12 protein-coding genes are annotated in these 11561 nt (G+C 31.5%); 1 reads left to right on the top strand and 11 read right to left on the bottom strand.

Going from position 1 to position 11561, the window contains the following annotated elements:
* A partial coding sequence (locus B2694_RS12325) for an aminoglycoside adenylyltransferase domain-containing protein (RefSeq protein ID WP_346885994.1) occupies positions 1 to 780 on the bottom strand: 780 nt, incomplete at its 3' end.
* Positions 777 to 2090 (bottom strand): GNAT family N-acetyltransferase, encoded by a 1314-nt coding sequence (locus tag B2694_RS12320; protein ID WP_346885993.1) that lies wholly within the window; start codon positions 2088 to 2090, stop codon positions 777 to 779. The genes B2694_RS12325 and B2694_RS12320, both read right to left, overlap by 4 nt.
* Before the next feature lie 217 nt (positions 2091 to 2307).
* On the opposite strand from B2694_RS12320, the gene B2694_RS12315 reads away from it, so the two are divergent.
* Positions 2308 to 2757 (top strand): bis(5'-nucleosyl)-tetraphosphatase, encoded by a 450-nt coding sequence (locus B2694_RS12315; protein ID WP_346885992.1) that lies wholly within the window; start codon positions 2308 to 2310, stop codon positions 2755 to 2757.
* 44 nt (positions 2758 to 2801) lie between these two features.
* Here the strand turns inward: B2694_RS12315 and B2694_RS12310 are convergent, their stop codons facing one another.
* Genes B2694_RS12310 through B2694_RS12270 form a run of 9 tightly spaced genes read right to left on the bottom strand, consistent with a single transcriptional unit; the run spans position 2802 to position 11343 of the window.
* The gene (locus B2694_RS12310; protein ID WP_035131357.1) at positions 2802 to 3461 is read right to left on the bottom strand and encodes a V-type ATP synthase subunit D; all 660 of its coding nucleotides are present in this window, start codon (positions 3459 to 3461) and stop codon (positions 2802 to 2804) included.
* Positions 3462 to 3464: 3 nt separating this feature from the next.
* Positions 3465 to 4847 carry a V-type ATP synthase subunit B gene (locus tag B2694_RS12305; protein ID WP_035131359.1) on the bottom strand — a complete coding sequence of 461 codons (1383 nt, stop codon included), beginning with the start codon at positions 4845 to 4847 and terminating at the stop codon, positions 3465 to 3467.
* The gene (locus B2694_RS12300) at positions 4840 to 6615 is read right to left on the bottom strand and encodes a V-type ATP synthase subunit A (protein WP_035131361.1); all 1776 of its coding nucleotides are present in this window, start codon (positions 6613 to 6615) and stop codon (positions 4840 to 4842) included. The genes B2694_RS12305 and B2694_RS12300 overlap by 8 nt, the downstream gene beginning before the upstream one ends.
* 17 nt (positions 6616 to 6632) lie before the next feature.
* Complete coding sequence (locus B2694_RS12295) at positions 6633 to 6941, bottom strand: V-type ATP synthase subunit F (protein ID WP_035131363.1); 309 nt, start codon at positions 6939 to 6941, stop codon at positions 6633 to 6635.
* On the bottom strand, positions 6934 to 7935 hold the full coding sequence (locus tag B2694_RS12290; protein ID WP_346885991.1) for a V-type ATP synthase subunit C: 1002 nt from the start codon (positions 7933 to 7935) through the stop codon (positions 6934 to 6936). Before B2694_RS12290 ends, B2694_RS12295 begins: the two co-directional genes overlap by 8 nt.
* Positions 7936 to 7950: 15 nt before the next feature.
* A complete protein-coding gene (locus B2694_RS12285; RefSeq protein WP_346885990.1) occupies positions 7951 to 8553 on the bottom strand; it encodes a V-type ATP synthase subunit E in 603 nt (200 codons plus the stop codon).
* 17 nt (positions 8554 to 8570) lie between these two features.
* Positions 8571 to 9044, bottom strand: coding sequence for a V-type ATP synthase subunit K (locus B2694_RS12280; protein WP_346885989.1), 474 nt, complete (start codon positions 9042 to 9044; stop codon positions 8571 to 8573).
* A 24-nt stretch (positions 9045 to 9068) separates the two neighbouring features.
* A complete protein-coding gene (locus tag B2694_RS12275) occupies positions 9069 to 11030 on the bottom strand; it encodes a V-type ATP synthase subunit I (protein ID WP_346885988.1) in 1962 nt (653 codons plus the stop codon).
* Positions 11017 to 11343: an ATPase gene (locus B2694_RS12270; RefSeq protein WP_346869470.1), complete on the bottom strand. Its 327-nt coding sequence runs from the start codon at positions 11341 to 11343 to the stop codon at positions 11017 to 11019. Before B2694_RS12270 ends, B2694_RS12275 begins: the two co-directional genes overlap by 14 nt.
* Positions 11344 to 11561 lie beyond the last annotated feature (218 nt).

The raw sequence follows: 11561 nt of genomic DNA, 5'->3' as shown, positions 1-11561 counted from the left end.
TGACTTCATATAGTTAGTCTCACTATTAAAATAGTTATCTATATTGTTCATAATAAAATCTGCAAAGTTCACTAGACCTTTCTCATTAAAATTAGCTTCTTCTCCTTTTTCATAGCAGTTTAAAGCTTTTTCCACAGTCTTTATATACTCCTTCGGAAGATTAGAGCATGCCCATTGTCCACCCTCTTTTTTTGAACAAATAATGTCTTCTTTAAGATAATATAAAACTCTACAAAGATTAAGAATAGTATACATAGGCAACTCTATAATTTCTTCTCTAGAATTTGATATGTCAAAATAAATTGATTTTAAATAGTCTTTTCTTGGTACAGGTGAAAAGATATCTTCTATGGAACTACCATATATACAAATCCCTCTAGCTCTTGTTATTGTAATATGAGCAGCTAAATCTGGATCTTCTCCATCTTCACATAAATAGCTATGATTAGCTTCATAAGTTGCTTTATATGCATTAGAATAGTGAAGTATATATGGAGTTGGATGCGTAAAGTTCTTAACATCCTTTTCTAAAAGCACACTCATTTCCAAACCTTTTCCTGGTCCATCTTTAGATAGTCCTAATAAAATATCTACAAGCTTTCTTTTATCATTGGCATTTAGGTTTTCTTTTACTACTACTAAAAAATCTATATCACTTATATCAGGATTAAAACAATCCATAGCTAAAGAACCATGGATATAGATTCCTATTAGGTTATCATCTAATATGGTTTTATAGCTTTCTACTATACTATCTAATATGGTTTTTATATTTTTCATTTTATATAATTCCTTTCCTGTAACTTATACTTTTCATTACAAATATCTATGATAAATTTGATGAAGCCTTTAGCTGAATGTTCTCTTTCAAATGTTGATTTGTAAAAGGATGAATCAGAATTTCTCTTCCTAAGTCTTAAACATTCTTTTATGATTAAACTGTACTTCTTAGGTATAGTAGTTATTGCATATTCTAAAGCACTATCTTTAGAGGTTATAGCTTTATTTTCTAAGGTATACAGTATCCTGCATAGGGTTACAACTGAAAATTCAATCCATTCATCCTGGAGAAATATATGATTTTCACTTAATTTATCTTCCCAATAATTATTCAAATTGTAGTTCATATTCTCTATAATACTACACCAATCTACTTCTATAGATAAACTGTTAACATCAGGGCAATTTATAGGTATGCCAAAATACTTTAATGTCCACCAAGTAATATAATTAATATCGTAATAGCCATAGTAATGAAGAATATTATCACAAAAGTATATATAAGGGCTTATTTCTGAATTAAGCTTACCTACTTTATCCTTAGTTATATACATGCCTTCCATCCTATTACCATATTCAAAAGTTTTACTTATTTTCCTATGGACTTTTTCTACGGTACCAATATCTTCATTTTCAAATTCCTCATTTAATATTGTTATAAAATCTATATCGCTTGTTTTCTCATTAAAACAACCTAGTGCTACTGAATTATAAATATATATACCAAATATCTTATTAGGAAAGTTTTCTCTTAGGGATTTATCATATTCATTTAACATAGGAATTAAAATCTCTGGAATGGGTGTGGTTTTTACTTTCTTCTCATAGCAATAAAAGTGAATTCCTCTATTGGGAAAATATAATTTACCTACTCTTTTATATCCATGATTATCGTATAATTTAAGTGCTTTTCTATTTTCGCTATAAGCATCTAATCTAATAGATGTGTATTTATTTTCATCAGCAAACTCTTCAATGAATCTTAATATTTTCTTTGCAATTCCCATACCTTGATATTCAGGAAGTACAGCTAACCTATGAATAACTAATACTTTTTCACCTTGAGTAATCCAATTTATGTTATTGTACTCTGAGGGGTGCTCTTCATCTATGGCGAAATATGCTATAGATAGTCCGTTGTCTTTTAACAAATAGCAATTACCACTAATAATATCAGTTTCTATAATATCTAAACTGGGATAAAATTCATTCCATTGATAGATGTTATGGCTTTCCATATGAGTTTTACACTTAGAAATTATATCAAAAATACTTAACAGATCTTGTTTTTGGCATTTAACAATATTCATAACTTATTTCCTTTTAATCATATTTTTTATTGAATGTATTTTAAAATAGTAGTTATATTATACCATTTATATAAATATAATTCATAAATTTATAATAACAATATTGAAGTTAGTGTATAATATTCATATATTTTGAATTTAATTATTTTCATAGAAGGTGTGATTTTTTTAAAAATCTTTAGGTATATTAAGAAAAGTTAATTAAGGAAATAAAATAATGGATATTTTAATTAATAATATGGATGAGAATATGAGCTATGAAAAATCATGTGGTGCAGTAGTATATAAAATCTCAAATAAAGAAATTCAATATTTGCTTTTAAAAAGTACTGGACTTGATAGTTATTGGGGATTCCCAAAAGGCCATATGGAAGACTTAGAAACAGAAGAAGAAACAGCTTTAAGAGAAGTTTCTGAGGAATGTGGACTCAAAGTTAGACTTGTAGATGGGTTTAGAGCTATAGATAAATATAGTATTGATAATTTTATTGAAAAGGAAGTGGTATTGTTTTTAGGAGAAGCTGATAATAGTTTAATTAAAATTCAAGTAGAAGAAATTGAGGATTATAGATGGTGTAATTATGAGGAAGCTAAGAGCTTATTAACCTATGAAAGTGGGAGAAGAATCCTTAGTGAGGCTAACAAATTTTTATGTGAGAGAAATTAAGTAAACTAATATTAAAATAAGAGGTAACCCGGAGGTTACCTCTCTTACATCTGCTCAGCTGCAGCCTGTGCTTTTTCCATCATATCTTTTACTTTCATTAGACGGCTTAAAGCACCTCTTTCATTTTCATCCAGCTTCATTTTAATATACTTAATTGTTTCTTGAAGCTGAGGAATTGTCATATATTCTAGAGCGTTTACCCTTCTTCTTGTCTTCTCAATCTCATCGGCCATAAGCTGACAAGACTTTTCTACTTCTGCAAGTTCTAGAAGCTTAGGAAGAATTAAATAAAGCTGTTCTATAGAATTATCAAGTTCTGAGGAAGTACTGTAAAATCCATAAGGATATATACTACCTGAATCTCCTTCTAGCTTACGTACAAAGTTCATAACAGGTACATTTACACTCATTATGTTTTTTTCTGCTAGCTCTAAAGATATGCTTTCCTTAGGATAAGAAATAGCTTCTTCCAAGAACTCAGGTGATATAGCTGCTGATGCCATAAGAAAATCCTTAAAGGCACCTTGAAGTTTATCTTCAACTTCACCACGTAACTTATTGTTGTATTTTATTAGATCTATGAACCTTCTCATTAATTCATCTTGTTTATCTTTAAGAAGTTTATGCCCTCTAGTTGCTGTAGCTAGTCTTTTCTTTAATTTGGATAGCTCCATTCTAGTAGGATTGACATTTAATCTTGCCATATGCTATGCCTCATCTCCCTTAGGCATATACTTTTCAAGGTATTCATCTCTAATTCTCTTAAGCTCTGTAGTAGGAAGTATGGTTAGAAGCTTCCATCCAAGAGATAAAGTTTCTTCTATGCTTCTATTTGTATTAAATCCTTGAGAAACATATTCATTTTCAAAAGCCTCAGCAAACTTAGCATATTTTTTATCTGCATCTGAAAGAGCAGATTCACCTAGAATTGCTGATAATTCTTTTGCTTGCTTACCTTGTGCATATGCTGAAAATAATTGGTTCATAGTATCTGCATGGTCTTCTCTAGTTTTACCCTTACCTATTCCTTTATCTTTAAGTCTTGATAGTGAAGGTAATACATCTATTGGAGGCATTATACCCTTTTGATATAATTCTCTAGATAGAATAATTTGTCCTTCTGTTATATATCCAGTTAAGTCTGGAATTGGGTGAGTCTTATCATCCTCTGGCATTGTAAGAATCGGAATTTGAGTGATAGATCCTTCTATACCTTTTAATCTTCCAGCTCTTTCATAAAGAGTAGATAGGTCAGTATAAAGATATCCTGGATATCCACGTCTACCTGGAACTTCCTTTCTAGCAGCTGATACTTCTCTTAAAGCTTCTGCATAGTTTGTTATATCAGTCAATATAACAAGTACGTGCATTCCTTTTTCATAAGCTAAATACTCAGCTGTGGTAAGAGCCATTCTTGGGGTAGCTATTCTCTCGATAGCTGGGTCTGAAGCTAAGTTCATGAATAGTACTGATTTATCTATAGCACCAGTCTTTTTAAACTCATCTACGAAGAATTGAGCTTCTTCAAAAGTTATACCTATAGCTCCAAATACAACGGCAAACTTAGAATCTGAGTTAAGAACTTGAGCTTGACGTGCTATTTGAGCAGCCAATTGTGCATGTGGAAGTCCTGAACCTGAAAATACAGGTAGTTTTTGACCTCTAACTAATGTATTAAGCCCATCTATAGCAGAAATTCCAGTTTGAATAAATTCAGATGGATAATCCCTTGATACTGGGTTAATTGGCTCACCGTTTATATCTACTCTTTTTTCAGCTATAATACTAGGACCATCATCGTTTGGATTTCCCATACCATCAAATATTCTTCCTAACATATCCTCAGATACACCAAGTTCTAGAGGTCTTCCTAGAAATTTAGCTTTAGTACCTTTTAAGTTTATTCCAGATGAACCTTCGAAAAGTTGAACCATTGCTTTAGAACCATTAACTTCTAGAACTTTACCTCTTCTCTTTTCTCCAGTTTGTAGTTCTATTTCAACTAATTCGTCATATTTAACGCCTTCAACACCTTCAACAACCATCAAAGGTCCTACAACTTCTGTAACAGTTCTGTATTCTTTAAGCATCTAGAACCCCTCCTTCGCTAATTAATCTATTAATTTCTACTACTAATTCCTCAGCGATGTTATTGATAGTGTCAATATTATCTTCGGCAATATATTTACTTCTTGCAATTTTATCTCTCATAGGTAAATTTAATATATTGTTTAGATAAACTCCAGCTTCTAAAGCACGTTCAGCTTCTTTTCTAAATAATAGAATTAATTTTAGCATTTTATGTTGTTTGCCAAGTGAAGCATAAGTGTCTATTTCATGGAAAGCATTTTGTTGTAAATAATCTTCTCTAAGAGACTTTGCAACTTCTAATTTTAATCTATCTTTTTCAGATAGTGCATCTATACCTACTAATCTAACAATTTCATCAAGGCTAGCTTCTTCTTGTAGTAGTGTCATAGCTTCAATTCTTAGTTGAGACCAATCTGATGCTACTTCATCATCCATCCATTGACCTATACTATCTAAGTATAATGAGTATGAACTTAACCAGTTTATTGAAGGGAAGTGACGCTTATAAGCTAATTGAGCATCTAGTCCCCAGAAAACCTTAACTATTCTTAAAGTAGACTGAGTAACTGGTTCAGATAAGTCTCCACCTGGAGGAGATACGGCTCCAATAGCAGTAACTGCTCCTTGTCTACCATCTTTTCCTAAACATACAACCTTACCAGCTCTTTCATAATAATCTGCAAGTCTTGATCCTAGGTAAGCTGGATATCCTTCATCACCAGGCATCTCTTCAAGTCTACCGGACATTTCTCTTAGAGCCTCAGCCCATCTTGAAGTAGAGTCTGCCATTATAGAAACTGAGTATCCCATATCTCTAAAGTATTCTGCTATAGTTATACCAGTATAGATACAAGCTTCACGGGCAGCAACTGGCATATTTGAAGTATTAGCAATAAGTACTGTTCTCTTCATTAAGCTTTCACCAGTTTTTGGGTCTTTAAGTTCTGGGAATTCATTAAGAACGTCTGTCATTTCATTACCACGTTCACCACATCCAACATAAACAACAATTTCAGTATCTCCCCATTTAGCTATCTGGTGTTGAACTACTGTTTTACCAGCTCCGAAAGGTCCTGGTACAGCTGCAGCTCCACCTTTAGCTACTGGGAAAAATGTATCTATAACTCTTTGTCCTGTAATCATTGGCTCAATAGGTTTTAACTTGCTAGCATAAGGTCTTCCTTTTCTAGCTGGCCATTTTTGCATTAGGGTTAACTCTTTATCACCCTTTTCGGTTTCGACGATACAAACAGTTTCAACTATAGTAAAGTTACCTGATTTTATTTCTTTAATCTTTCCTTTTACTCCATAAGGAACCATTATCTTGTGAAGAACTACGGCAGTTTCTTGAACTGTTCCAATAATATCTCCAGCTTCTACCTCATCTCCAACTTTTGCTGTAGCATTAAATTCCCAAACTCTTGTTCTGTCTAGAGATTTAACTGCAACACCTTTTTTAAGGAAATGAGAATTTGCAGCTTCTTGCAAAGCATTAAGTGGTCTTTGAATACCATCAAACATAGCTTCGATTAATCCTGGTCCAAGTTCTATACTTAGTGGCTCTCCTGTTGTAATTACTGGGTCTCCAGGTCCTATACCAGAGGTTTCCTCATAAACCTGAATGGAAGCTTTATCGCCTCTCATTTCAATGATTTCACCAATAAGTCCCTTTTCACCAACTTTTACAACGTCAAATATATTAGCATTATCCATGTCCTTAGCAACTACTAATGGACCTGAAACTTTAACAATAGTACCATTCTTCAAGTTTTTTACCTACCTTTCTATAAGATATTTACGCCAACAGCTTTTTCTACATAATCGCTGATTTTTTGTTTACCAATATTTAGTGTGCCTTGATTGCTTGGTATAAGTATAATTGCAGGTATAAGCTTCTTATTATACCTTTCAATAGTTTCTTCTAAATGCTGAGCTAATTGCTCAGTTAAAAATATTACAGCATAATTTTCAAAAGCCATTTTATCTACAATTTTTCTTGCTTCTTCAGCTTCAACTGCTGGATAAACATCAATTCCTAAGGCCTTAAATGCTAGTATTGAATCTTTATCTCCAACTACACCTATCTTATACATATAGTTCACGCAACCTTTCTCTGATAACTTCAGTAGCAACCTTATTAATCTTTCCTACCATAATAATTCTAATTATTTTTATTTCAGTTTCTTTAGCAATTATATATGCAATGATAGGCTCTGGTCCGAAGTTAACTCTCTTAGCTTCCCTTGCATGGTCCATAATATAATTATCATAGAGTACATCTAGGAATGAAATGCTGCCTGTAGCCATGTATTCTTCTAAGATGGTATGTAGCACCTTTGAGTAAGGGGTTCTAGATATTTTACTAGTAAAGATTTCTAGGGATTCATTTATTCCTTCTATAAAAAAATTATGATTTATAGTTCCACCAGGTATTAATACACCTTCAAGGAATCTACCATCTTTATTTTGCTTTTTAACTCTAAGCATAGTCTTTATATTAGTAATATCTATGGACTCATTTACATATCTAGTTATATACTGAACATTTATATTCCTTGCTTTTTCTATCATACCTTCAAACATGTATTTATCTAAAAGAGTGTCTATTACTTGAGGATCAGAATTAACCTCAAACTCTTTTTCTACCTTAGTGATAACTTCTTCAATATGTTTATCTAAGGATTTTAATTCATCAGATAATATACAGTTTTTAAGAATATCTAAAGGAATTGTTCCTATTGGTATTAAAATATTAGATAAATCCTTGCCCAAGGCTTTTGCCTTTAATAAAACTTTAATATTATGATAATCATATCTTAAACTCATAATATCTATAATTTCTTTTACAGGAGATATTTTATATAAAGTGCTGTAAAGATTCACTAGCTCTTCCTTAAGGATTTTTTCATAATCATAAACTGAATCTATATTATTAATTAGATCGCCATAGGTAGTTTCTTGTAATATTTTTAAAACTTCCTGTGGCCCATCACTATCTAATAATCTTTCAATTTTATTTTTATCAAGGAGTCTTTTTTCCATTACCCTTAATCGAGCTACAGCATGGGTAAAATCCATTCTGTCCATTTAAATACCTCCTTACTATTCTGTAAACAATATTTTCCCAACTTCATACTCTAATTCATATTTAAGTGAGTTCACAAGCTCATCAAAGGAATTATTTATCTCAATTCCATTTTTACTAAGGATGAAACCACCATCTATTTCATGAGTTTTAACGTTGAATTTTAAATTTCCTAATTTGCCGTTAGATATTAAGGACTTATTCACTTCTGCTAAGAACTTTTCAGGAAGCTTTTCTCTATCCACTGGGTTTATAATTATTTCTTCATCTCCATCAATGTTTAAAGCCATAATAGAGTTCTTTATAAATTTAGTGAATTCTTCTGCATTCATAGCTTTTAATTTTTCCTTAGCTGTTTCAAATACTTTCTCAATAACTTGTTGCTTTGCTAATAACTTTTTATTTCTTATTTCTAAATCAGTTTTTGAGATAATTCTTTCTTTAATAGTTTTACTTTCCATCTCAGCTTTTTCTAAAATAGAAGAAGCTTTTTTATTGGCCTCTTCTGTTTTCTTTTTAATTATTTCATCAGCTTTAACGGTAGCTTCATTTAAAAATTCAATTTTTTTTACTTCTGCATCCTTTATAATTTTAGAAGTAAGATTATCCAAATTAGACATATTATTCACTTCCTTAATTAAAAGTTACCACTCATTACTAGTAGAAGAGACATTACAAATCCTAAAAGTGCATAAGTTTCAACCATAACAGTTAATATAATACCCTTTGTATTGTGCTCTGGTCTCTTAGCTAAAATTTGAACTGCTGAAGCTGCTGTTTTCGCTTGAGATATAGCTGATTTCCATCCTGCTATAGCTATTGGAAGACAAGCTGCAAATAGGTAAAAACCTTGACCAAAAGACATGTCTGGTGATAATTGTAAAGATACTAAAAGTGCTATAACGAATCCATATAATCCTTGAGTACCTGGAAGTAATTCAAGAATTAAGGCTTTACCAAACTTCTCTGGTTCTTCTGCTAAAAGTCCTGTAGCTGCTTCACCAACTATACCAACACCCTTTGCTGACCCTATTCCAGGTAATGCTGCTGCAAGAGCAACTCCTATAGCTGCTATAACTATTCCACCGTTTTCCATTAAAAAATCCATCATAATATTTTATTCCTCCTAATTTCTCTATTTTGATATTTTAAAATATTTAGAATTATATTTTAAAGGCTCAAAGGATGTACCTCCACCTTCATAAAATTTTCCGAAATATTCAAGGTATTGTAGTCTACATGTGTGAACATAGGCACCTAATGCGTTAATAAATAAGTTAAATACATGGCCTACTACGAATATTGCTACTCCAAATATAACTGTAGCCCATGAGGTTGATACCATACTTACCATAATGTTAAATGCGTATGCTATAAACCCTGTTGCAAGCCCTAGAGCTGCAAGTCTGGTATAAGAAACTAAATCACCTACATAGGATGTAATTCCATATAGGGAATAAAAACCTTGACCTAACTTACCACCGATAGAACTTTCTTGGCGTCCATTGGTTAGTACAATTCCTATCATTCCAGCAATAGTAGCATATTTTCCTATAATACTTACTATGGATGGAACTCCAAAGTAAGCTAAGTCTACAAAGCCACTTAATGCCCAAATAATTGCACCAGTTAGGGTAATATACCATAATCCAACATCTGCAAAGGCTCCAAAGTAATCTTTATCTCTTATTTGCATGTATGCTTTAATTCCAAGACCTACATAAATTTGAATTAGTCCCATTACTACAGAGACAATCATTAATAATCCCACATTACTATCTGGTTTCATCCATAGAGGAGCTATCTTGATAAAATCTCCAAAATAACTACCATACATGATGCCCCAGAATATAGTAGAAAGACTTAACAAGAAAAACATCTTTATAGATTTTCTCGTGTCCTCATCTAAATTAAAAGTAGTAAGTGCAATTAAAGTACCTACAAACATCACAAGGCCATATCCAGCATCTGATAGCATCATTCCAAAGAAGAATATGTAAAAAGGTGCTAACAGTGGTGTTGGATCAATCTCTTTATACTTAGGTACACTGTACATGGAAGTAATATTTTCAAAGGATTCAAAGACTTTATTGTTTTTCAATTTAACGGGTACATCGTCACCTTCAGCGGATTCTGACTCTAAATAATAATCATCACCTAAAATATTTTTTAATGTGCTTTGAAAGTCATTATGCAATTCAGAAGGATAATATCCTTCTATAGCCACAATGTTTTTACTCTTCAGGAAATTTTCGGTAGATTTTAATCTTAATAATAAAGAACTGTAGTATTCGTAAATTACTTTATATTCTTCTAGTTTATTAACATGTTCTTTCATACCTTCTTGAATAAAATTATTTTCTGTATTTATTGATTCAATAGTTTTTTTGTACTCTTTTATAACTTCTTTAGGTACTCCATCACATTGAATATCAATCTTACCGAAGCTTAGAGACTTCAACAATTGTTCTATATCAGCTAAGTCATCATTGTGAACTATCACCATTATGTAGCTGTTTCTACCTATGTTGCTAATAACTTCAAAGTAGTAGTTTTTAGTTGTTTCCTCTAACTTAAGCCTTAAAGAATCTACATTCCCTTGCGGGATTTCACCTAGTATAGCCTTAGATTTTTTTAGTACATTTATGCTTTCTACTGAAGTGTCTAAAGCTTCCCATGGTTTTAGCTCTTCTATATTGGCCTTTAACTTAGTTATATAATTATGATTCATGTTTATTTTATTATCTTTTTGTTTTAGGTCACTATATGCCTCACGCCAACGAGAGGTACTTGTAATCTGCTCTAACACATCATAGCTATAGCTCTTTTTTCCTTCCTTTAGGTCTTTTAGTAGTTTAGGCTTTTCACTAAATGTGCTCAAAAGCTCAATAATAAATTTTACTTTTGATAATTCACCTTCTACTTCAGAAATTTCACTGCTTGCACTATCACTTTTTAATTGATTCAATTCACTACTTTCATTTTTATTTAAATCTAGGAATTGTACATTTTGGAAGGATTGCAGTTTCTCAAGCAAAGATTTTTTTTGATTTTCAAAGGCTAAGAGCATAAATTTATTCATTTTAACTATTGCCATTGAACTTCACTATCCTCTCAATTACTAAATTAATAGCTAAATCAATCTTTTCCTTAGAAGTATTAATTATATTTTTTACTTCCTCATCCCCTTTAGCTAAGGTTGGTTGTGACTCCTCATTTCCTTTATTAAGAGCATCTTCTTTCATTTTTTTTGCTTTTTCTGTAGCATCTTCAATGATAGCATGGTACTCTTCATTGCCTTTAGCTTGAGCATCACTAATTATTTGTTTGCTATTTTCTACTGCTTTATCTAATATATCCTTTGCAGTAGATTCGGCCTGTTGAATTTTACTAATTGCTTCTAGCGCCAAAATATCACCACCTTTTAAGTATTAATTATATATAACCACTTGTATTAAGTCTGCTTTCTTTACTTATTTAAACATAATAATTAAGTGGTATTAGATAACACATAACATAGATTGACTCAACTCTTTAAAAGATATATTAAAATCTATTATATCAGTTTTCTTAAAAAGTACAATATATCAATACAAAAAATTAATACATTGTACTTTTTAAAATAACA

This window comes from Clostridium sp. UBA4395, from assembly GCF_002390995.1.
Taxonomy (GTDB): Bacteria; Bacillota; Clostridia; order Clostridiales; family Clostridiaceae; genus Clostridium_J; species Clostridium_J sulfidigenes.
This window is presented reverse-complemented; position numbering and strand designations above follow the sequence as displayed.